The organism is Corynebacterium sp. KPL2825 (assembly GCF_037908445.1).
GTDB classification, from domain to species: Bacteria; Actinomycetota; Actinomycetes; order Mycobacteriales; family Mycobacteriaceae; genus Corynebacterium; species Corynebacterium kefirresidentii.
Genome location: NZ_JBBMGI010000004.1, coordinates 33,641 through 54,953, shown reverse-complemented (window position 1 = coordinate 54,953; position 21,313 = coordinate 33,641). Strand labels below are relative to the sequence as shown.

The window sequence follows — 21,313 nt, the reverse complement described above, 5'->3', positions numbered from 1 at the left end:
TCTCGTGAGAGAGGCGCGCGGTGTAGCCGCCAACTCGAAATTACAGAAGTGACTACAGTTACCTGAAGTTACTGGTGTTTCTAGAAAAGGATCTCATGAAATCTCTGCAGCTCAAAGTCCTCTCCGTGGTGGCGTCCGCGCTGGCCGTCGTAGGCGTGGCAGTCGCGCCGCAGGCCACCGCCGCGGAGCGCAACCTAGTAGCCTTCGGCGATTCCGTCCTCGCGGATCCAGATGCCGGCTCCTACTTCGCCCACCGTTACGATCCCTCTAAGGGTGTGGGCGTGGATTGCCCGACCTCCAATAACTACGCCAAGCGTGCCGGTGCCAAGCTGCGCCTTCCGGTGCGGGACTTCTCCTGCTCCGGCGCCGTGTCCATGTCCCGCGGCCCGCAGATTTTCCAGCAGGTGGATGCGGCCATCCGTACCGGCGCGCTGACTCCGGCTACCAACCGTGTGGTAATCACTACCGGTTTCAATGACACCTATAACCACCGCGAGCTCAACCTGTCGCAGATTCGCAAGCAGTTCGCGGACCATACCGCACCGCAGATTGAGCGCATTAAGCGTGCGGCTCCGAATGCGCGCGTGCAGATCGTTGGCTACCCCACTATCGGTTCTGGCCCGTACTACTGCCTCTTCCACTTCGGCCCGCGCCCGGCCGATTCCACCTTCCTGCCGCCAATCCAGGACTTTGAGAATAAGGCACAGTGGATGCAGGTGGACCTGGCGGCACGCACCGGCGTGCAGTTCTTGGATATGAAACCTTCCACCCGCAATAACGGCATGTGCGCCGATGCAAACCAGCGCATGTGGGCTGGTCTAGTGGACTTTAGCGCAGGCGACGGCAACCTGCCCATCCACATGAACCAGCGCGGCCACGAGCATACGGCCAACGTCATCGCTCGCTCTTAAAAAATATTTTCATTAATGTGCCGATTTTGAAAATATCGGTATGCTCGGGCGCATGACTGTAAAAGCTGTTATTGCCCGTTCCAAGGGCGCGGAAGTCGAAACCGTCAATATTGTTGTCCCCGACCCCGGCCCTAATGACGTCATCGTGCGCGTGCAGGCCTGCGGCGTATGCCACACCGACCTTGCTTACCGCGATGGCGATATTGAAGACGCCTTCCCGTTCCTGCTCGGCCACGAGGCCGCAGGCGTGGTGGAGACCGTAGGTTCTGCGGTCACCCACGTGGAGGAGGGCGACTTCGTCATTTTGAATTGGCGCGCCGTATGCGGCGAGTGCCGCGCTTGCAAGAAGGGCGAGCCAAAGTACTGCTTCAATACCCACAACGCCTCGAAGAAGATGACCCTCGAGGACGGCACCGAGCTCACTCCTGCGCTGGGCATCGGTTCCTTCGCGGAAAAGACCCTGGTCCACGAGGGCCAGTGCACCAAGGTGGAAGACACTGACCCAGCCGCTGCAGGCTTGTTGGGCTGCGGCATCATGGCGGGCCTCGGCGCAGCCGTGAATACCGGTGACATCCAGCTCGGCGAGTCCGTTGCCGTCTTCGGCTGCGGCGGCGTGGGCATGGCCGCCATTGCAGGCGCCAAGCTGGCGGCCGCGGCAAAGATCATCGCCGTGGACATTGACGAATCCAAGCTGGAAACCGCCCGCGAATTCGGCGCGACCGATACTATCTGCTCCAAGGACCTGTCGGAACAGGAAGTCATCGACGCCGTCCGCGAGCTCACCGGCGGCTTCGGTACCGATGTTTCCATCGACGCCGTGGGTATCCAGCCCACCTGGCGCCAGGCCTTCTACTCCCGCGACCACGCCGGCCGCATGGTCATGGTGGGCGTGCCAAACCTCACCGACCACGTGGACATTCCCGCCATCGACCTCTACGGCCGCGGCGGTTCCATCAAGCCAGCGTGGTACGGCGATTGCCTCCCGGAGCGCGATTTCCCCGCTTATGTAGCGCTATCCAAGGCCGGCAATTTCCCGCTAGAAAAGTTCGTTTCCGAGCGCATTGCGCTTGACGACGTCGAGCAGGCCTTCGCCACCATGAAGTCCGGCAAGGTCCTGCGTTCGGTGGTGGAGTTCTAATGCGCATCGATAGCACGGTTACTTCTGGCAAGTTCCGCCTCGACGGCGGCGAGTGGGACGTGGATAATAACGTCTACGTCGTGGGCGATGACTCCAATGTTTATGTGGTGGATCCCTCTCACGATCTCGATGCCGTAGCGGAGCTGGTAGGCGATCGCCACGTGGAAGGCATCCTGCTCACCCACGCGCACAATGACCACTGCGAGCTCGCCCCCGAGGCCGCCAAGCGCTTCGATACCGAGGTTTATCTGCACCCGGACGATGACATGCTGTGGCAGGAGTCCAATGGCGATGCCCCGTATACGCCGCTGGCGGATCGCGGTCAATTCGATATCGGCGGCGAGAAAATCACGGTCTACCACACCCCTGGTCACTCGCCGGGCTGCGTGGTGCTGCACGTGGGCGAGACGCTGCTGTCGGGCGATACGCTCTTCAATGGCGGCCCTGGTGCCACTGGCCGCAAGTACTCCGACTTCGATGTGATCATCGAGTCGCTGAAGAACGTGGTCTTCACCCTGCCGGAGGACACCAAGGTCCTGCCGGGGCATGGCGACGCCACCACGGTGGGTGCCGAAGCCGCACGCCTCGACGAATACATCGAGCGCGGTTACTAGCCGTTAGTACGCCCGCAGGTACTCGCCGTAGCCGGACTTAAGCAGCGGCTCGGCGAGTGCTTCTAGCTGGGCGCGGTCGATAAAGCCCGCCTCATAGGCAGCAACCTCGGGCGATCCGATAACGATCCCGGTGCGCTTTTGCATCACCTCAACATAGGCAGAAGCCTCGCTCATGGAGTCCACCGTGCCGGTATCGAGCCAGACGCTACCGCGGTGCAGGCGCTGGACATTCAGCTCGCCGCGGCGCAGGTATTCCTCGTTAACCGCCGTGATTTCCAGCTCGCCGCGGCCGCTGGGCTGGATGCCCTTGGCAATGTCCACGACGGAGTTGTCATAGAAATACAAGCCCACCACCGCGTGGTTTGAGCGCGGGACCTCCGGCTTCTCTTCGATGCTGAGCGCATGCCCCGCAGCATCGAATTCCACCACGCCGTAGCGCTGCGGATCCGAGACCTCGTAAGCAAAAATGATGCCACCCTCCGGATCCTGGCAGTGGGTGAGCTCGCCGCCGAAGCCGTGGAAGATATTATCGCCGAGCACCAGTGCGACGCTGTCATCGCCAATGAAATCCTCGCCAATCAAGAAGGCCTGCGCGAGCCCCTCCGGCCGCGGCTGGACCGCATAATCGATCATGAGTCCGAGCTGGGAGCCGTCACCAAAGAGGCGTTGGAAGGCACCCGCATCCTCCGGGGTGGTGATGATGAGGATTTCCCGAATCCCCGCCTGGATGAGCGTGGTCAGCGGATAGTAAATCATCGGCTTGTCATAGATGGGCATGAGCTGCTTCGAGATGCCCTTGGTAATCGGGTAGAGCCGCGTGCCGGAACCGCCGGCTAAGATGATGCCCTTCATTTAATCCTCCGGGTAGAGCGCTAGGTACAGGGCCAGGGCGGCGCGCCAATTCTGCGGCTTGAAACCGGTGGCCTCGACTTTATCCAGCGCAAACGTCGATTCCTTGGGCCGCGGCGCCTCCGGTCCCGCGATTTCGCGGTACTGCTCGGTCGTCACTGGCGTGACCTCGGACGGATCGTGGCCGAGCCCGATGAATACCGCCATGGCAATCTCATCGCGGCCCACGGTATCGCCCGAATTGGATAGGTTATACACGCCGTAGTCCGCGTCGGACTTGAGCAGGTGCACGATGCCCTTGGCTAGGTCCTCGGCAAACGTGGGGCGGCCACGCTGGTCATGGATGACCTTCGGCTCCACGCCCTTATTAGCCAGCCGGCGCATGGTGGACATGAAATTTTCCCCATCGCCAAAGACCCACGAGGTGCGAATGACGTAGTGCTGCGGCGCGGTCTGTGCTGCGGTATCACCCGCGGCTTTCGATGCCCCGTACGCACTGAGCGGCGACGGCAACTCCGCCTCGGTGTGGACTTCGTTCGCCCCATCGAAGATATAGTCGCTCGAGACATGCACCAGCGTGATCTGGTTTTCTGCGGCGATGCGTGCCAGCTTTGCCGGCCCTTCCGCGTTGACGGCCCAGGCAGCGGCGCGGTCGTTTTCGGCGCCGTTGACGTCGTTGTACGCCGCGCAATTAATGATGGTCGAGTACTGCTTCCAATTTCGCTCCGGCGGATTGGTGATGTCGAAGTCGGCGTGGGAGCAGAATTCGGCGTCGCCAAGCAGGCGCTTCAGCGCCCTCCCCAACTGCCCATTCGCACCCGTGACGAGGATGCGCCGGGCGGGCATCGGGCTCACCTCTTCGAGGCTGTGGTGCTGCTTGTCTTTCTCCGAAATCTCGGTGGGCTCTAGTGGCCAGTCCACGATGTCGAGGTTCACCGCGGCATAGCGCGCCTCGGCAGACCAGTGCTCATTGACCAGGTAACTATAAGAGGTATCCTCCAGCGCTTGAAAGCCATTGGCGACGCCTCGCGGCACAAACACCGCCGTCTCCGGCCCAATCTCGTGGGTAATAACCTCGCCGAAGCTCTCCGACCCCTCGCGCAGGTCGCACCACGCACCAAAAATCTTGCCCTGCGCCACCGAGATGAGTTTGTCCCAAGGTTCGGCGTGCAGCCCGCGGGTAGCGCCGGCGTGGTTGAAGGAAATATTGTTCTGCACCGGCTGAAAGCTCGCGAGTTCGGGCGCGAGACCGGTGAGCTTTTCCCGCTGCCAATTTTCTTTGAACCAGCCGCGATTGTCCCCGTGCACGTCGAGGTCGATGATGAGTAGTCCCGCGATGGCGGTTTCAGTTATGTGCATGTCTACTGTCCTTGCTGCTTGTAGCGGGTCTCTACGTCTTCTTTCTCGGGCTTCCACCAGTCTTCGTTATCGCGGTACCACGCGATGGTGTCTTCGAGGCCGGCGCGGATATCCGTAAACCGCGGGGCCCAGCCCAGCTCGCGGCGAAGCTTGGTGGCATCCATGGCATAGCGCTGATCATGGCCGGGGCGGTCCGCCACGTGCTCATAGAGCGCGCGTCCATCGCGGGTGTGGCCCATGATCTCGCAGATAAGCTCGATGACCTGCTTATTGCTGATATCTGGCTGATCCGCGCCGATAGCGTAGGTCTCTCCAATCCGGCCGCGCTCTAGGATGGCGAGCACTGCCTCGTTGTGGTCATCGACATGAATCCAATCGCGGACCTGCTCGCCCGTCCCATAAAGCTTGGGCGTGCGGCCGGAGAGAATATTGGTGATCTGGCGGGGAATGAACTTCTCGATGTGCTGATACGGCCCATAATTATTGGAGCAATTCGAGATGGTGGCGCGCAGCCCAAAAGAACGCACCCATGCGCGCACGAGGTGGTCAGAACCTGCCTTGGTGGCGGAGTACGGGCTGGAGGGGGCGTAGGCGGTGTTCTCGTCAAACTTGGTTTCTGCCCCAATCTCGAGATCACCGAAAACCTCGTCGGTGGAGACATGGTGGAAGCGGGTATCGTGCTTCCGGCACGCCTCCAACAGCGTGAACGTGCCCACGATATTCGTGTGGAGGAATCGGGAAGGGTCACGCAAAGAATTGTCGTTATGGGATTCGGCGGCGAAGTGAACTACTACATCGGCGGCAGCGACGAGCGGTTCTACCGTCGCAGAATCGGCGATATCACCCTCGACGAAGTCAATATCCAGATCGGCGAGGTTGGCGCGGTTTCCAGCGTAAGTGAGCTTGTCAAGCACCGTAACGCGGGTATCGGGGCGCGCCTGGCGCATGAGGCGCACGAAATTGGCGCCGATAAAACCGGCGCCGCCAGTGACGAGCATCGTTTGCATGGTTATCCAGTGTAGGGCAGTCGGACGGGCTGCTGTGGCAGGCCGCGGGCCCGCGCGCAAGAGGTCAGGCCGCGCCCGGGGGAGACGGTGGTGGCGAGGGCGGATCCGTGAGCCTGCGTCCCGGGGCTTGTTCCGCGGCGGGGTGGTCGTTGACCTCTACTGTGGGCGATAGCCCGCTCGCGTGCGCGGCCCGGTAGCCTACCCGGCCGGTGGCGGGGTCTCGCTCGGCGTGACCCATTCCGTTGCGGCCATCGCGGTAGTCGTTATTGTCTACGTGGTGGCGCCGGCACAGCAGCGTGAGGTTCTTGAGGTCGGTGGCGCCACCGTGAGACCAAGCCTGCAGATGGTGGACATCGCAGTCCTGCCAGGGGCGGTGGCACTCGGGGTGGGTGCAGACAAGCTCGGAGGCCGCGAGGGCGAGCTTCTGCCAGAGGGACGCGGTGCGTTTGGTGCGGCCAAGTTCGAGGGGAAAGCCCTTCTCATCCACCGCACAGAAGAAATCGTGCTGCGCGGCACCCAAGCGGAGGAGATCGAGCGGAGAAAGCTCGATGCCGGTGCTGGTGGCGAAGCGGGTATCGCCGCCCATCGCCTCCAGTTCTTCCAAGGTGGTGGCGACGAAGAAAGAACCAAGGCCCGCTGAGTCCTTTTGGGTGGCAGAAAGGTAGCTCGACAAGGCAGCGGTCAATTGGTCCGCCATGCGCTGGGCATAAGTGCGGGTATCATCCTCGGCGCTGAAATCGGCGCTGCCTTTATTTTTGGCGGGAGCAAAGGCACTGGCAAGGATGGCGGCCGCGGAGGCGTCGAGGTATCCGGAGATATGCACACCGCCGTCAGCATCTTGGCGGGAGATGCTAAAGCGCCGCTTGCGGGTAGCGGCGTGCGGATCGGGCTCGCCGGCAGGATTGAGGGCGTGCTTATTCGCCTTGCGAACTGCCTTACGCAGCCACTCGCGTAAGGAATCGAAGGAGCGGCGCTTGGCCTGCTCGAGGGCCTGGTTGCGCAGCTCGCTTGGGCCGGGGATGGCGTACTTGCTGAGGCTGCGCAGCTCATTCTCGATGAGGTTAAGGATGCGCTCAGGGATAGGCTCTTCTTCGAAAAGCTTCTTGCGGCGCTTTTCCTCTTCGCGGCGCTCGCGGTCGGCGCGGCGGCGGGCTTCTTCCTCGGCCTGTGCGCGTGTGGCGTCATCAGCATCGGGATCAGCAGGTGGGGGAGTGGGCTCCGGTTCGGGGATAGGGGCAAATAGGTTGCGCCCATTGCGCAGACGGGCGGCGGCTTCGGACTCGCTAAGACCTAGGCGGGCGGTCAGGTAGTCCTTGGCCTTGGAGGAGCCCACGCGGCGGCCGGCGTCATCGCGCTCCGCGATGAAGGCGAAGGCAGCGTCAATAGCGGCCTTGTTGCCCAGGGCCCTTTCCAAGTGCTCGAAATGAGGGTGAAGAAGCTCGAAAGAGAGGTCGGAGGGATCCTGCATGAGGGCGCGCAGTTGGGTTAACCCGGCGGCAACTTGGGCGATGGCGGAGTCTATCTCCGCGTGCTTGGTGGTCTGCATAATCCCTCCCCTCCTGTTCGTTTACATGTTCTATTCTACCTAGATAAAACACCCCGTCAACAGGAAAGAAGGGATTGGTCAATAGATTAGACAATCCCCAAACAAACGCAGGGCCAAAACCACTAACTCGGGAATGAAGGAAGGGCCGTGTGGTTGAGCCAAGCGTCTACGGTGGCGTCGAAAAGCGCGGCATCAGGAGCGGCGGCGCGGAAGGAATTTAGCAACATGGAAGGCTCCACCACCGAATGCTGGTGCTCGGTGAGGTAGCTGCGGAGGGTGCTAAAGAAGGCGTCGCCAAGCAGGCGGTGAATGGCGTGCACGGTCAAAGCACCGCGCTTATACACGCGGTCATCGAACATATCGCGCGCACCCGGATCGGAAACGGTGAGGTTCTGCGCCTTGCGGCCTAGGACGTTGTAGTGGGACCGTGCTGCCTCGCGCGCGGTGGTCTCGCCCTTGTGCTCGGCCCATAACCACTCGCTGTAGCAGGCAAAGCCCTCATTGAGCCAGATATCCTTCCACTCGCCTAGGCCCACGGAATTGCCAAACCACTGGTGGGAAAGCTCATGCGCGATAAGGCGCTCGAAGGCGTGGTCTCCCTTCACATGGTTGGATCCAAAGATAGAAAGCCCCTGCGCTTCGAGCGGAATCTCCAACTCATCTTCCGTGATGACCACCTGGTAATCCGCAAACGGGTAGGGGCCATAAATGGAGGTAAAGAAGTCCACCATCTCCTGCTGCTGGGCAAATTCATTCAGCACCCGCTCGCGCAGCGTGGCTGGAGCCCAAGCCCGAGTGGAAGGGCCCAAGGCAAAGCTGGAAAACTCACCTACCTGCACCGTAGCCAGGTAGGTGGCCATGGGCTGGCGGGTACGGTAATGCCAGCGCGTGGTGGAGCCGCCCGCCCTGCGGGAGACGAGGTCGCCATTAGACACAACGATAAAGGGATCATCGGCCGTAATGATGATGTCATAGAGCGCCTTTTCAGACGGTGTATCGTCGCAGGGGAACCAGCTCGGCGCGCCATTGGGCTGGCTGGCTACCAGCGAGCCGGACTCGGTTTCTTCCCAACCAATCTCGCCCCAGGTGGTGCGGATGGGGCGAGGGCTACCGCCATAGCGAATAACCAGCTCAAACTCCGTACAGGCGGCGATTTCTGCAGCGAAACGAAGACGCAACTTACCGGAAGACTGGCGGAACTTTGCCACCCGCGGTGCACCCTTCGCGGTCACGCGACGGGCCACCATCGCCCCGCCCAAATCCAAGGTCAAAGACGTTAAATCGGCGGTCGCTCGGATTGCTAAAACGGCCTCGCCGTGGAGCAAGTTGGGCTCCACGCGGTAGGTCAGATCCAGCGTGTAGTGGGACACCTCAAATCCGAGGTTAAAATCCACGCCGGTATAAGGGTCAGTGTGGGTACGCGAAAGGGCGGTAGGAAGCAACTTCATAATGCTGCAAGCCTACCGCCCTTTTAGCCGCGGAAAGAAACGAGCTTATTTATTGAAAGCGCGCTCGAAGACCGGCCAAGAATCCTTGAGGTCCGCAATCCAGTGCGGCCAGGAGTGGGTGCCGGTATTGCGGAAGTTATAGGTAGCCGGGATGCCAGCCTGGTCCAACTTGGCCTTGAAGTTGTGGGTGCAGTAGTTCACGCCAGCTTCGATGGCACCGCCCTCACCCTGCAGGACAGCGGAGCCTGCCGCGGCCGCCGCAGGGTTCGTGCCCTGAGCCACGTGATAGGAGAAGGTATCCTCCTTGCCGGCCAGACCGGAACCGGAGGAGATGTACAGCTCCGTGCCGTGCAGCTTCTCGTGGTTCATCATCGCATCGTTATAGCGGTTGGTGGGGGAACCGAAGGGGCCCCACATCTGCTCTGCGGAAGCGCCACCGCGGTTAACGGTGAGCTCAACGGCCTTGTGCTCTACCGGATAGGCGGTAGCCGCACAGCCGGCGTAGGAACCAACGGCGTCATAGAAGCCTTGGTTATGCTCCGCCAGTAGCAGGGAGGAGGTAGCGGACATGGACATACCCGCGATGGCGCGGTGGTTATCGGCCTTGATGTGTCCCTCGATAGCGCCCGGCAGTTCCTTGGTGAGGAAGGTTTCCCACTTCTGCGGGCCCTTAAGATACTGGGAGTTCGGCTCGGATACCCAGTCGGTGTAGTAGGAGAAGGCACCAGCCTGCGGGATGACCACGTTGACGTTCTTGGAGTGGTAAAAATCCACGGCATCGGAAAGCTTCAGCCAGTCCATGTCCTGCTCCGCGCCGCCTGCGCCATTAAGCAGGTAGATGGTCGGGCGGTTCTCATCCGTCGCGCGAATGACAGCCAGCGGAATCTTGCGGCCGTTCATAGCCGGGGAGGTGGCCTGCAGCTTATCGACGCGCGGATCGTCCTTGTACTTCTGGTACCAGGTCTGCTGCTCCAACTCCGGGGTGACCTCTAGTGGGGCCAGGGTGGACTGGGCGGCGTTGCCTGCTACCTGCTGCGGGGTGAGCTGTGCGGCGCCCGCCATCGGGGCGCTAGCCAAGCCTGCGCACACTGCGGTGGCGGCCAGGATGGAGCTAAGACGCTTCATTGTGCTTCTTTCCTGTAGTTAATGAACTCGTTGATTATACTTCTGCGCTACTTATTCCGCAGCGCCGGCAGCCTCTGGAGCTTCGGCTTCCTTGCCCTCGACGAAGTCCTTATCAGGGGACTGGTCAGCGGCGCTCGGGGCGTCCTTGATCTGCGCATTTTCCTGAGCCTGCGGCGCATCGATGGAAAGCTCGTTGGGCTTTACTTCCGGCTCGGCCGGAGCTTCTGCGGCGTCCTTGTTAAAGCCACGCTCGAAGGTCTTCCACGAGGAGAAGATGTCATCGCGCCAGCCCGGCCAGGAGTGGGTGCCGGTATTGCGGAAGTTCCAATCCGCCTTCATGCCCTGGGAATCCATCTTGGCCTTGAGATCGTGGGTGCAGGAGCTCATAGCAGCCTCGATGACGCCGCCCTCCACGATGAGGGTGGACGATCCCTTAGCGCCCCAGTCATTGGCACCGCCCAAACCGCTATTCACGGAGACGTAGGTCTCGGATGGGCCCAAATTCTTCGGGGTGGCATTGACCAATGCGTCGTTGTACACGTTGTACTCACTGCCCATAGCGCCCCACATCTGATCGGCCGAGCCGCCGCCGCGGTTGACAGTCAGCTGGGTGTACAGGCGCGGCAGCGGGCGAGAGGTAGCCGCGCAGCCGGAGAAGGAGCCCACCGCGTTGTAGAAGCCCGGGTTGTGCTCCGCCAGCAGCAGGGAGGAGGTAGCGGCCATGGACATGCCAGCGATGCCGCGCTTGCCATTGCCTCCGATATGATCCTCTAGAGCGCCTGGCAGCTCCTTGGTCAGGAAGGTCTCCCACTTCTGTGGGCCCTTGAGGTAGCCGGCATCCGGCGTAGAAACCCAGTCAGTGTAGTAGGAGAAGGCACCGGCCTGTGGGATGACCACATTGACGTCCTTGGACGTGTAGAAATCCACCATGTCCTGCACGCCCTCTTGCTCTGGGTTGACGTCGCGCTTCGCGGTGGCGGTGATCCAGTCCATGCCCTGCTCAGCGCCGCCCGCGCCGTTGAGTAGGTACAGGGTGGGGCGCTTCTTTTCAAAGTTGCCGTCTGGGGAGATGACCGCAAGCGGGACCTCGCGGCCACCCATGGCGGCGGAGGTAGCCGTCATGACCTTGACGTGGTTGCCGTAGTGGTTGCCCTGGGCGCTCTTGTGGCCGAAGGCATAACCCTTCCACTTGTCCTTGTCCTTTAGTCCGGCAATATCTACCACGCGGTTTTCGCCCTCGGTGGTGATGGCGTAGTTGATATTTTCCGGATCTGCCGAGTCAGTGAGGTTTACCTCGCGGATGGTGGATGGGGTGGCGTCCCCCTGAATCTTGGCCGGCTCGACGGCGGAGGCGATAGGGGCGGAGAGGACTCCTGCCGCGATGGCGATGCCTGCGACGCTGGAGCCGATAGAGCGCAAAGTATGCATATTTTTAGCTTCCTCGAGTTAAGAGAATCTTCTCAGTAGGTATCGTTCCGCATAGCGGGAGTGTTAGCAAGACTCTATGCCTTAATAGCCCTTTTAATGTAGCAAAACCTGTGACGCATGTGGTTTGTGTGTCATAATTCTGAACGCAGCGCTAACCCAGCGCTCATGTAACGGCGGCGCTACAATTCCCGTTAGTTCTAAACGTGTGAATAGTGCGGTCCCATCCGCGGGCCCATCCCTCGCTCTAGGCAAAAACAGAAAGAAGAAAAATGAACGTTTTCGATTCCATCCTCGTATCCATCAACGAAGTTCTGGGCCAGTTCCTGCATATGGGTTCCTCCATGTCCTCCAACGCTGCCCTGGCTCTCGGCCTGTTCTAAAATACCGAGCCCATAGCCCTGCACGACGTCGCGCGCTTGCCGACGTCACCGTGCAGGGCCTTTGTGCGTTTTACCCCCGAAGCGTGGGGTACACGGGCAAAAGAGTGTGACCCAATGCGCGACATGGAGGGGAAAGTTACGTATCCTGTAGGGCGTGACTAATGAACATTATGACGTAGTAGTACTCGGCGCGGGCCCTGGCGGCTACGTGGCCGCCATCCGTGCAGCTCAGCTTGGTAAGAAAGTTGCCGTAATCGAGAAGCAGTACTGGGGTGGTGTCTGCCTCAACGTAGGCTGCATCCCTTCCAAGGCACTGCTGAAGAACGCTGAGGTTGCCCACACCTTCAACCATGAAGCAAAGGACTTCGGCATCTCCGGCGATGTTTCCTTCGACTTCGGTGTAGCCCACAAGCGTTCCCGCAAGGTTTCCGCGGGCATCGTCAAGGGCGTTCATTACCTGATGAAGAAGAACAAGATCACCGAGATCAACGGCCTTGGCTCCTTCAAAGATGAGAAGACTATTGAAATCACTGACGGCGATGACAAGGGCAAGACCGTCACCTTCGATGACTGCATCATCGCTACCGGCTCCGTGGTCAAGTCCCTGCCGGGCGTAGAGCTCGGCGGCAACATCGTGTCCTACGAGGAGCAGATCCTCAACGATGAGGCCCCGAAGTCCATGGTTATCGTCGGCGCTGGCGCCATCGGCATGGAATTTGCTTATGTTCTGTCCAACTACGGCGTGGACGTCACCATCGTGGAGTTCATGGACCGCGTCCTGCCGAACGAGGACAAGGACGTCTCCAAGGCCATTGCCAAGGAGTACAAGAAGCTCGGCGTCAAGCTGCTGACCGGCTACAAGACCACCTCCGTGAAGGACAACGGCGATAATGTCACCGTTGAGGTCGAGTCCAAGGATGGCTCCAAGCAGGACACCCTCACCGTGGACCGCGCCATGATTTCCATCGGCTTCGCCCCACGTACCGAGGGCTTCGGCCTGGAGAACACCGGCGTTGAGCTCACCGAGCGCGGCGCCATCGCCATCGATGACACCATGCGCACCAACGTGGACCACATCTACGCCATCGGTGACGTCACCGCGAAGCTGCAGCTCGCACACGTTGCTGAGGCACAGGGCGTTGTCGCCGCAGAGACCATCGCCGGCGTGGAGACCCAGCTTCTGGGTGACTACATGAACATGCCGCGCGCTACCTTCTGCAACCCGCAGGTCGCTTCCTTCGGCTACACCGAAGAGGCCGCAAAGGAGAAGTTCGCGGACCGCGATATCAAGGTCGCTACCTTCCCGTTCTCCGCCAACGGCAAGGCTGCCGGTCTCAACGAGACCGCGGGCTTTGTCAAGCTCATTGCGGATGGCGAGTATGGCGAGCTCATCGGCGGCCACATGGTCGGCTCCAATGTCTCCGAGCTGCTGCCGGAGCTGACCTTGGCGCAGCGCTTCGACCTCACCGCTGAGGAAATCGGCCGCAACGTTCACACCCACCCGACCCTCTCTGAGGCCATGAAGGAAGCTGCCGAGGGCATCGGCGGCCACATGATTAACCTCTAAGCAGGGGCGCTTGGCGACGTCGCCTTGAGCGCAACACCCACGGCACCGCGCCGTCCCCCGCCCACCGGGCAAAGGGACCGCGGTGCCGTTTTGTATGTCTACGCCCCCGAAAAGGCTCGTCGTGGTGATGTGTAACTAGTACGGTGCCACCGCTGAGCGGTGGGCATCGATGCTGATGACCTCGTTAATGGGTGGGAAGGCGCGCTGCGCACAATTCTCGCGCGGGCAGGTGCGGCAACCGGAGCCGATAGGGGTAGCAGAAGAGAGATCTTTGAGGTCGAGACCTTCTGCGTAGACGGTGCGGTCGGCGTGGCGAGCCTCGCAGCCCAGGCCAATGGCGAAAAGCTTATTGGTATCGCCAAAGCGGCCTTGATGGTGCTGTACCGCGCGGGAGATCCACAGGTAATTGCGGCCATCGGGCATCTGGGCCAACTGACGGGAAATAATGCCCGGCTGGGTGAAGGTCTCGTAGACATTCCACAGCGGGCAGGTGCCGCCATTATTGGAAAAGTGCACGCCGGTGGCGGATTGTCGCTTGGACATGTTTCCGGCGCGGTCGACGCGGACGAAGGTAAAAGGAATGCCGCGCAGGTTATCGCGCTGCAGGGTGGACAGCCGAGAGGCGACGGATTCATAGCCCACTCCGAAGACCTGGCAGAGGTATTCCACGTCGTAGCCGGAGCGTTCAGCCTCAGAATGTAGCAGGGTATAGGGCATCACGGTGGCGGCGGCGAAGTAGCTGGCCAATCCGCGTTGTGCTAGGTTACGCGAGGCATCCGAGGTAAACGGCTCATTTTTTACCAAAGATGCGATCTCCTCGCCAGCCTCGAGGAAGCTCAGCTCCGCGGCCATGCGGAAGGCGCGTTGCCCTTCGCTTAAGCGCGAGGCGAGCCGAAATTCGCCGGTCTCGCGGTCGAAGCTGTGCAGCGTGCCATCCATCTGTGAGGTGATGTGAATGTCTACGTTGTGGAGATCGCGCAGGCGCTGGGCTAGGGCATGTTCGGTGTCGCGGATGCCGAATTGGGTGACCGAGAGGGCGTCGGCAAGCTGCTCCGCATGGTGGTCCAGGCCGTCCAAGTAGTTCTGGCGGGCATAGAAGAAATCGCGCACCTCATCGTGCGGCATGGACAGTGCCTGAGTGGCCTCGGTGGTGCGGCGGGTATCGGTGGCGAGTGAGAGCTTATCGCGCACATTGCGGTAGCGGCGGTGGACATCCACCAGCGTGCGGGCGACGGTGGGGTGGTTATAGACCAGCTCGGAGAGCTCCTGCAGCTCGACGGGGGAGGGGCACAGCTCCTTGTCCTGGATGACGTCCTGGATCTCCGCGAGGAGGCGCGAGTCATCGTCGCGGGAGAAGAAGGTGGCGTCAACTCCGAAGACCTCGGTGATGCGAAGGAGGACCGGAACGGTAAGTGGCCGAACGTCGTGCTCGATCTGGTTGACGTAGCTGGCCGAAAGGCCCAGCGTGGCGGCTAAGGAAGCCTGGCTGAGATCGCGCTCACGGCGAAGTTGGCGAAGGCGGGATCCCACATACGTCTTACTCATGCCGGAAAGGTTACTGGGTGGCCTGCGCGTGTGCACCTTAATCGCAAAGATCTTGTGAAGAATATTCACCCTCCTGTGGGGAATATGTGGGTTTCATGCGAAAGTTTGACACATAAAGGGGTAAGGGGATCACTCCCGTAACACTTGGTGACCAAGTTCACAACTGGAGGAAGATTTACGCAACGTCAATATTGCGAAATTGCGAGCAGCCAAGGTAGTGGCGTTTTGAATCCGGCCATCTAAGGCAACCCTTACCTAAAAGAATTCTGAGTTTAACCGTACCGCCGTACCGTTAGATGAAACGCCGCCGGAATTGACTGGTAACCAGCGGTTAAGCCCAGTTAAGGTGAGGACGACAATGGAGGTGTCATGACTTTAAGAAATCCCGACCGTGAGGCAGTAGCTCACGGTCACATTACTAACGAACCAATCCGTCAGAAGCCGGGAGTGCCCTCTTGGGTTCTGAAGCTCATCATGGCCGTCACCGGCCTGCTATTTGCACTTTTCGTCGTCGGCCACATGGCCGGCAACCTGAAGCTGTACTTGCCGGCTGAGGGCGGCGACGAGGCTCTTGATGAATATGGTGCATTCCTGCGCTCCATGGGCGAGCCACTGTTCCCGCATGAGGGTGCGTTGTGGATCATCCGCGCAGTCCTGCTGGTTGCCATCATCGCCCACATCTATGGTGCGTTTGCTCTCACCGCACGTTCCAAGGCGTCCCGCGGCAAGTTCCGCCGTAGCAACCTGATGGGCGGCCTTGATTCCTTCGCTACCAAGTCCATGCTGGTTACCGGCATCGTCTTGCTGCTGTTCATCATCTTCCACTTGCTAGACCTGACCTTGGGCGTACAGCCCATCGCCCCAGGTGACTTTGTGGAGGGTGCGGTGAAGGCCAATATGATCGCAACCTTTAGCCGCTGGCCGGTCACCATCGTGTATGTGATCGCCATGTGCTTCCTGTTCCTGCACCTCACCCACGGCATTCGCCTCGCTGCTTCTGACCTGGGTATTACCGGTGCGAAGTGGCGTCAGACCTTCCTGATCCTGGCGTACGTCATCCCGGCCGTTGTCTGCATCGGCAACATCGTTATGCCTTTGTCCGTTGCCCTGGGCTTGGTCAGCTAAAGGAGTTAGAAACCCATGACTAATACTGAACTCAAGCGCGAGCACCCCAAGTTCTCGCATCCGCAGTCCATCGTTCCGGGCGTATCTGCCGGCAACATTCTGGAATCCAATGAGCCGCACGGCGTGCCAATGAAGGATATGTGGTCCCACCAAAAGGACCACATGCAGCTGGTTTCCCCGCTGAACCGCCGCAAGTTTGAGGTCCTCGTGGTTGGTACCGGCCTATCCGCCGGCGCCGCTGCGGCCGCACTGGGCGAGCTGGGCTACAAGGTAAAGGTATTTACCTACCACGACTCCCCGCGCCGCGCGCACTCCATCGCCGCGCAGGGTGGCGTCAACGCCTCCCGTGCCAAGAAGGTGGACAATGACTCCGCCTACCGCCACACCAAGGACACCGTCAAGGGTGGCGACTACCGCTGCCGCGAGTCCGACTGCTGGCGCTTGGCCAACGAATCCGTTCGCGTTATTGACCACATGAATGCCATCGGTGCACCATTCGCTCGCGAGTACGGCGGCACCCTGGCTACCCGTTCCTTCGGTGGTGTGCAGGTCTCCCGTACCTACTACACCCGTGGCCAAACAGGTCAGCAGCTGCAGCTGTCCACCACCTCTGCGCTCTACCGCCAGATTGGTCTGGGCAACGTGGAGCTCTTTGCCCACAATGATCTGCAGGACATCATCGTTTACAACGACAATGGCAAGAAGCGCGCTGGCGGCATCGTTACCCGCAACCTGATCACCGGTGAGCTCAAGGCCTTCACCGGCCACGCTGTCGTGCTGGGTACCGGCGGCTACGGCAACGTCTACCACATGTCCACCCTGGCTAAGAACTCAAATGCCAGCGCCATGATGCGTGCGTACGACAGCGGTGCTTACCTGGCTTCCCCAGCCTTCGTGCAGTTCCACCCGACGGGCCTACCGGTCAACTCCGATTGGCAGTCCAAGACCATCCTGATGTCGGAGTCCCTGCGTAACGACGGCCGCATTTGGTCCCCGAAGAAGGAGGGTGACGACCGCGACCCGAATACCATTCCGGAAGAAGAGCGCGACTACTTCCTGGAGCGCCGCTACCCGGCATTCGGCAACCTGGTTCCGCGTGACGTTGCTTCCCGTGCTATCTCCCAGCAGATTAACGCTGGTCTGGGTGTTGGCCCGCTGCACAACTCGGTGTACCTGGACTTCCGCGACGCCATCGAACGCCTGGGTAAGGACAAGATCCGCGAGCGCTACTCCAACCTCATCGAGATGTACGAAGAGGCCATTGGCGAGTCCGCTTACGAAACTCCGATGCGTATCGCTCCGACTTGCCACTTCACCATGGGTGGCCTGTGGACCGACTTCAACGAGATGACCTCCATCGACGGCCTCTTTGCTGCCGGTGAGTGCTCCTGGACCTACCACGGTGCTAACCGACTGGGAGCTAACTCCCTGCTTTCGGCTTCCGTTGACGGCTGGTTCACCTTGCCGTTTACCATCCCGAACTACCTGGCTGACCACCTCAATGAGGAGAAGCTGGCTGAGGATTCCCCAGAGGCACAGGCAACCCTGGCCCAGTCCCAAGAGCGCATCGACCGCCTCATGGGCGTGCGCGGCGAGAACCCGCACGGTCCTTCCTACTACCACCGCCAGCTAGGCGACATCCTGTACCACGGCTGCGGTGTGTCCCGTAACGTGGAAGACCTCAAGGAAGCCATCACCAAGATCCGTGAGCTGCGCGAGGACTTCTGGGCTAATGTCCGCATCCCGGGCGAGGCCAACGACATGAACCAGGTGCTGGAATACGGCCTGCGCGTTGCCGACTACCTGGACCTGGGCGAGCTCATGTGTGTTGACGCCCTGGACCGCGACGAGTCCTGTGGCGCTCACTTCCGCGAGGACCACCTCACCGAGGACGGCGAGGCAGAACGCGACGACGAGAACTGGTGCTTCGTATCCGCCTGGGAGCCGGGCGCTAATAAGAACGAGTTCATCCGCCACGCCGAGCCGCTGTACTTTGATTCGATCCCGCTGATGACAAGGAACTACAAGTAATGAAACTGACACTTGAGATCTGGCGTCAAGCCGGACCGACCCAAGAAGGCCACTTCGAGACCGTCCAGGTGGACGATGCCTCTGAGCAGATGTCTATCCTGGAGCTGCTGGACCACGTCAACGAGGGCTACATTGAGCGCGGCGAGGAGCCCTTCGCCTTCGCCTCTGACTGCCGTGAGGGCATTTGTGGTACCTGTGGTCTGACCGTCAACGGCCGTCCACACGGCCCTGGACAGAACACCCCGGCCTGCCAGCAGCGCCTGTTCAACTTCACCGAAGGACAGACCATCAAGCTGGAGCCATTCCGTTCCGCTGCCTACCCGGTTATCAAGGACATGATCGTCGACCGTGCGGCACTGGATCACGTGATGGAGCAGGGCGGCTACGTTTCCATGGATGCTGGTACCGCTCCGGATGCGGATACCCTGCACGTCAACCATGAGACTTCCGAGTACTCGCTGGACCACGCTGCCTGCATCGGCTGCGGCGCCTGCGTTGCTGCTTGCCCGAATGGTGCTGCACACCTGTTTACCGGTGCGAAGCTGGTGCACCTGTCCCTCATGCCGCTGGGTAAGGAAGAGCGTGGCCGCCGTGCCCGCAACATGGTCGATGACCTGGAAGCCAACTTCGGCCACTGCTCCCTCTACGGTGAGTGCGCTGATGTTTGCCCGGCCGGCGTTCCCCTGACCGCAGTATCCGCGGTTACCCGCGAACGTGCACGTGCTGCTTTCCGTGGCAAGGACGACTAAGCTAAGGTTATTCCGTAGGAATACAAGGAACGAGAGAAAGACAGAAAGACTCCGCCATGAGCGATAACACCCACGCAGTCGCTGACTACACCAGCGAGACTTACCCGGAGTTCTCCGGAAAGATTCAGGACACCTACATTGAAGGCTACGACCCAGTTTCCTTCGGTGCTCCTCATTCTTCCCTCATTCGCACCTCCACCTGGGTGGGCATGGGTCTGATCCTGTCTTGCCTCCCGGCTGCCGGAATCCTCATCTGGGGCCTCGGCGTGTGGGATACCCCGCTGGGCACCGCCGGCGAGGGTGACTACACCCTGACCACCATCATCGGCATCATCGCTCTAGCCGTTGTGGCTATCGCCGCCTTCAGCACCGTCCACTATGGCCGCCGCTACTACCGCAAGTACCGCAAGGAAACTGGCCGAGCTAACTAAGGCGCTTGCTGTACCAGGCAATGCCTAAGTTTCTGTACTGACTCGACGTCACCCCCGTCTCCACAGCATGCAATCCATGCAAGGAGGCGGGGGTTGCGTGATCTCTCAGTACCCAAGTGGCAATGTCAGATGGACCAGCCGGCGATTCAGGACATCATTGCAACGACGACTGCCACCGAGCATGTTCGTTGCTGGCACTAGTGTTAGAGAATGAAGCTCGAAAGCACCTTCACAACCCCAAGGAGAACTCATGACCCACCGCGCGGACGAAGGCCTCGAATCGGCAGCCGCATCGGCGTCGGCACCGGAGTTGGCATCGTCGGGTGCTGCTCCCGTGCCGCAGGCTGGTAACCAGGAGGCCCGGCGGGCGGACTTGCGGCGGTGGAAGGCGATTGCGCTGTCGTTCCTGATTGGTGCGGCGGTGATCTTTTTGGGATGTTCGTGGTGGCAGGCGTCGGAAAGCGGGGCACCTGTGTGGGTGGGCTACGTGCGTGCAGCGGCCGAAGCCGGCATGGTGGGTGGCCTTGCGGACTGGTTTGCGGTGACCGCGCTCTTTCGCCGACCCTTGGGACTGCCCATTCCCCACACCGCGCTGATTCCGAAAAATAAGGACCGCGTGGGCGATGCCTTGAGTGACTTCGTGGAGGAAAACTTCCTCACCGCGGATGCGCTGAGCGCCAAGGTGCGCGAGGCGGAGCTGCCATTGTGGCTGGCACGCCAGGGAGTCGAGCCCGGCAAGGCGGAGGAGGTCTCCGCCTGGATTGGTGAGCGTGCGGCCAGCGTGGTGTCGGATTTGGATGCGGAAGAGGCGGAGCAGTTTATTCGCACCCAGGTCATGGACCGCCTAGCCGCGCCGGAATGGGGCCCGCCGCTGGGAAGGTTGTTGGAGGGCTATATTGCAGATGGCAAGGCACGCCCCTTGGAGGATGACCTCATCGACTGGGCACACGGCAAGATTCTCAGCATGGAGTCCACCGTGGTCACCGCCATCGATGAGCGCATGCCCGGCTGGGCGCCGCGCTTTGCCCGCGAGATGGTGGGGGAGAAGGTCTATACCGAGCTCGTAGAATTCGCCGATGAGGTCCGCCGCAACGGCAACCACGAGGCCCGCCTAGCCATTCGCCGCAACTTGTCCAAGCTGGCCTCCGATCTGCAGTGGGATGAGGACATGCGCGGGCGCATCGAGGGCATCAAGCAAGAGATGCTCGCCTCTGAGCAAGCGCAGCAGGCACCCGCGGCCATGTGGCGCACGGTCTCCACCACGCTCATTGACCAGCTCAATGACTCGGAGTCTTTCCTGCGCCAAAAGATTACGGCCAAGGTCAAGGAGCTGGCGCACCGCCTACTCGAGGACTCCGAATTTTTAGCCCAGGCAAATGCGCTCGTAGACAAAGCCGCGCGCTACGCGGTGGAGAAATTTGCCCCGGAAATCATTGCGATTATCCCCGAGACCATCAAGCGCTGGGATGCGGAGGAAGCCTCCCAAAATATCGAGCTCATGGTGGGCAAGGACCTGCAATTTATTCGTTTGAACGGCACCGTCGTCGGTTCCCTGGCAGGATTGGTGATATTCGCGGTCAATCACCTTATCTTTGGCGCTTAGAAAAAAGGAGTAATGAACAATGAACGATAATAAGAAGATTTTTGATTCCCTGAAGGATGCTGGCAGCGCTGCCTTTGACGTAGCCAAGGACTTCGGCGGTCGCCTGCAGGAGGAGCGCGCCCAGCACGCTCATGGCGCCGAGGCCAAAAGCCCCTATGGCGCCTCCGGCAAGGAGGGCTTGGTGGATAAGGCCACTGCCACCGCGAAGGAGCTCGGTGCCACTGTGAAGAAGGCCGCCGATGGCACCCGTGAGTCCGCTGCTTTCGACGCCGCTAAGGGCAAGTTCTCCACCGTCTATAACGAGACCCGCGAGGGCGTCATGGACGCCTATAATTCCGCCCAGGCCCGCCGCGCGGAAAAGAAGAATGCGGCGCGCCCTGGCCAGGATTCGGCTCCTTCGCAGGGCGATAATATTATCGATGGTGAAGTAATCGAGACTGACGATCCACAGAATTAA

General features: G+C 60.6%; 18 protein-coding genes. 10 read left to right on the top strand and 8 right to left on the bottom strand.

Annotated elements, in window-relative coordinates; all coding sequences use genetic code 11:
• The first annotated feature begins 95 nt into the window (after positions 1–95).
• Genes WMQ00_RS04240 through WMQ00_RS04230 form a run of 3 tightly spaced genes read left to right on the top strand, consistent with a single transcriptional unit; the run spans position 96 to position 2,663 of the window.
• Positions 96–911, top strand: a complete 816-nt coding sequence (locus WMQ00_RS04240; RefSeq protein WP_200288340.1) for a GDSL-type esterase/lipase family protein — start codon at positions 96–98, stop codon at positions 909–911.
• Positions 912–963: 52 nt separating this feature from the next.
• On the top strand, positions 964–2,049 hold the full coding sequence (locus WMQ00_RS04235) for an S-(hydroxymethyl)mycothiol dehydrogenase (RefSeq protein WP_023020438.1): 1,086 nt from the start codon (positions 964–966) through the stop codon (positions 2,047–2,049).
• A complete protein-coding gene (locus WMQ00_RS04230) occupies positions 2,049–2,663 on the top strand; it encodes an MBL fold metallo-hydrolase (RefSeq protein WP_023020439.1) in 615 nt (204 codons plus the stop codon). Before WMQ00_RS04235 ends, WMQ00_RS04230 begins: the two co-directional genes overlap by 1 nt.
• A gap of 3 nt (positions 2,664–2,666) precedes the next feature.
• Here the strand turns inward: WMQ00_RS04230 and rfbA are convergent, their stop codons facing one another.
• From rfbA to WMQ00_RS04195, 7 genes are all read right to left on the bottom strand, one after another.
• Positions 2,667–3,515 carry a glucose-1-phosphate thymidylyltransferase RfbA gene (gene rfbA / locus WMQ00_RS04225; protein ID WP_023020440.1) on the bottom strand — a complete coding sequence of 283 codons (849 nt, stop codon included), beginning with the start codon at positions 3,513–3,515 and terminating at the stop codon, positions 2,667–2,669.
• Positions 3,516–4,871, bottom strand: coding sequence for a sugar nucleotide-binding protein (locus tag WMQ00_RS04220; RefSeq protein WP_239207858.1), 1,356 nt, complete (start codon positions 4,869–4,871; stop codon positions 3,516–3,518). It abuts the gene before it with no gap.
• A 2-nt stretch (positions 4,872–4,873) separates the two neighbouring features.
• The gene (gene rfbB, locus WMQ00_RS04215; RefSeq protein WP_200289071.1) at positions 4,874–5,869 is read right to left on the bottom strand and encodes a dTDP-glucose 4,6-dehydratase; all 996 of its coding nucleotides are present in this window, start codon (positions 5,867–5,869) and stop codon (positions 4,874–4,876) included.
• Positions 5,870–5,942: 73 nt separating this feature from the next.
• Positions 5,943–7,424, bottom strand: a complete 1,482-nt coding sequence (locus WMQ00_RS04210) for an HNH endonuclease signature motif containing protein (RefSeq protein ID WP_239207859.1) — start codon at positions 7,422–7,424, stop codon at positions 5,943–5,945.
• Positions 7,425–7,546: 122 nt separating this feature from the next.
• Positions 7,547–8,872 (bottom strand): M1 family metallopeptidase, encoded by a 1,326-nt coding sequence (locus WMQ00_RS04205; protein WP_200288337.1) that lies wholly within the window; start codon positions 8,870–8,872, stop codon positions 7,547–7,549.
• A 45-nt stretch (positions 8,873–8,917) separates the two neighbouring features.
• A complete protein-coding gene (locus WMQ00_RS04200) occupies positions 8,918–9,997 on the bottom strand; it encodes an alpha/beta hydrolase (protein ID WP_340440694.1) in 1,080 nt (359 codons plus the stop codon).
• Between the two features lie 51 nt (positions 9,998–10,048).
• Positions 10,049–11,425: an alpha/beta hydrolase gene (locus tag WMQ00_RS04195; RefSeq protein WP_023020446.1), complete on the bottom strand. Its 1,377-nt coding sequence runs from the start codon at positions 11,423–11,425 to the stop codon at positions 10,049–10,051.
• Positions 11,426–11,959: 534 nt separating this feature from the next.
• Here WMQ00_RS04195 and lpdA point away from each other — a divergent pair.
• Positions 11,960–13,372, top strand: a complete 1,413-nt coding sequence (gene lpdA / locus WMQ00_RS04190; protein WP_023027802.1) for a dihydrolipoyl dehydrogenase — start codon at positions 11,960–11,962, stop codon at positions 13,370–13,372.
• 135 nt (positions 13,373–13,507) lie between these two features.
• Here lpdA and ramB read toward each other — a convergent pair whose 3' ends face one another.
• Positions 13,508–14,917, bottom strand: coding sequence for an acetate metabolism transcriptional regulator RamB (ramB, locus tag WMQ00_RS04185; RefSeq protein WP_200288334.1), 1,410 nt, complete (start codon positions 14,915–14,917; stop codon positions 13,508–13,510).
• 369 nt (positions 14,918–15,286) lie between these two features.
• Here ramB and WMQ00_RS04180 point away from each other — a divergent pair, with 369 nt between their 5' ends.
• From WMQ00_RS04180 to WMQ00_RS04155, 6 genes are all read left to right on the top strand, one after another.
• Entirely contained in the window at positions 15,287–16,042 is a 756-nt protein-coding gene (locus WMQ00_RS04180) for a succinate dehydrogenase cytochrome b subunit (protein WP_023020450.1), read from the top strand.
• Positions 16,043–16,057: 15 nt separating this feature from the next.
• The gene (locus WMQ00_RS04175) at positions 16,058–18,073 is read left to right on the top strand and encodes a fumarate reductase/succinate dehydrogenase flavoprotein subunit (protein ID WP_200288333.1); all 2,016 of its coding nucleotides are present in this window, start codon (positions 16,058–16,060) and stop codon (positions 18,071–18,073) included.
• On the top strand, positions 18,073–18,822 hold the full coding sequence (locus tag WMQ00_RS04170; RefSeq protein ID WP_023020452.1) for a succinate dehydrogenase/fumarate reductase iron-sulfur subunit: 750 nt from the start codon (positions 18,073–18,075) through the stop codon (positions 18,820–18,822). The genes WMQ00_RS04175 and WMQ00_RS04170 overlap by 1 nt, the downstream gene beginning before the upstream one ends.
• 56 nt (positions 18,823–18,878) lie before the next feature.
• Complete coding sequence (locus WMQ00_RS04165) at positions 18,879–19,253, top strand: hypothetical protein (protein WP_023020453.1); 375 nt, start codon at positions 18,879–18,881, stop codon at positions 19,251–19,253.
• 250 nt (positions 19,254–19,503) lie between these two features.
• The gene (locus WMQ00_RS04160) at positions 19,504–20,856 is read left to right on the top strand and encodes a DUF445 domain-containing protein (protein ID WP_023020454.1); all 1,353 of its coding nucleotides are present in this window, start codon (positions 19,504–19,506) and stop codon (positions 20,854–20,856) included.
• A gap of 19 nt (positions 20,857–20,875) precedes the next feature.
• Positions 20,876–21,313: a CGLAU_01105 family protein gene (locus WMQ00_RS04155; protein WP_023020455.1), complete on the top strand. Its 438-nt coding sequence runs from the start codon at positions 20,876–20,878 to the stop codon at positions 21,311–21,313.

Coding starts and splice junctions, on each gene's coding strand:
- WMQ00_RS04170 (WP_023020452.1), top strand. CDS start 18,073: ATGAAACTGACACTTGAGATCTGGCGTCAAGCCGGACCGACCCAAGAA.
- ramB (WP_200288334.1), bottom strand. CDS start 14,917: ATGAGTAAGACGTATGTGGGATCCCGCCTTCGCCAACTTCGCCGTGAG.
- WMQ00_RS04165 (WP_023020453.1), top strand. CDS start 18,879: ATGAGCGATAACACCCACGCAGTCGCTGACTACACCAGCGAGACTTAC.
- WMQ00_RS04220 (WP_239207858.1), bottom strand. CDS start 4,871: ATGCACATAACTGAAACCGCCATCGCGGGACTACTCATCATCGACCTC.
- WMQ00_RS04235 (WP_023020438.1), top strand. CDS start 964: ATGACTGTAAAAGCTGTTATTGCCCGTTCCAAGGGCGCGGAAGTCGAA.
- WMQ00_RS04230 (WP_023020439.1), top strand. CDS start 2,049: ATGCGCATCGATAGCACGGTTACTTCTGGCAAGTTCCGCCTCGACGGC.
- WMQ00_RS04175 (WP_200288333.1), top strand. CDS start 16,058: ATGACTAATACTGAACTCAAGCGCGAGCACCCCAAGTTCTCGCATCCG.
- rfbA (WP_023020440.1), bottom strand. CDS start 3,515: ATGAAGGGCATCATCTTAGCCGGCGGTTCCGGCACGCGGCTCTACCCG.
- WMQ00_RS04240 (WP_200288340.1), top strand. CDS start 96: ATGAAATCTCTGCAGCTCAAAGTCCTCTCCGTGGTGGCGTCCGCGCTG.
- WMQ00_RS04195 (WP_023020446.1), bottom strand. CDS start 11,425: ATGCATACTTTGCGCTCTATCGGCTCCAGCGTCGCAGGCATCGCCATC.
- WMQ00_RS04155 (WP_023020455.1), top strand. CDS start 20,876: ATGAACGATAATAAGAAGATTTTTGATTCCCTGAAGGATGCTGGCAGC.
- WMQ00_RS04210 (WP_239207859.1), bottom strand. CDS start 7,424: ATGCAGACCACCAAGCACGCGGAGATAGACTCCGCCATCGCCCAAGTT.
- WMQ00_RS04200 (WP_340440694.1), bottom strand. CDS start 9,997: ATGAAGCGTCTTAGCTCCATCCTGGCCGCCACCGCAGTGTGCGCAGGC.
- WMQ00_RS04205 (WP_200288337.1), bottom strand. CDS start 8,872: ATGAAGTTGCTTCCTACCGCCCTTTCGCGTACCCACACTGACCCTTAT.
- rfbB (WP_200289071.1), bottom strand. CDS start 5,869: ATGCTCGTCACTGGCGGCGCCGGTTTTATCGGCGCCAATTTCGTGCGC.
- WMQ00_RS04160 (WP_023020454.1), top strand. CDS start 19,504: ATGACCCACCGCGCGGACGAAGGCCTCGAATCGGCAGCCGCATCGGCG.
- WMQ00_RS04180 (WP_023020450.1), top strand. CDS start 15,287: ATGACTTTAAGAAATCCCGACCGTGAGGCAGTAGCTCACGGTCACATT.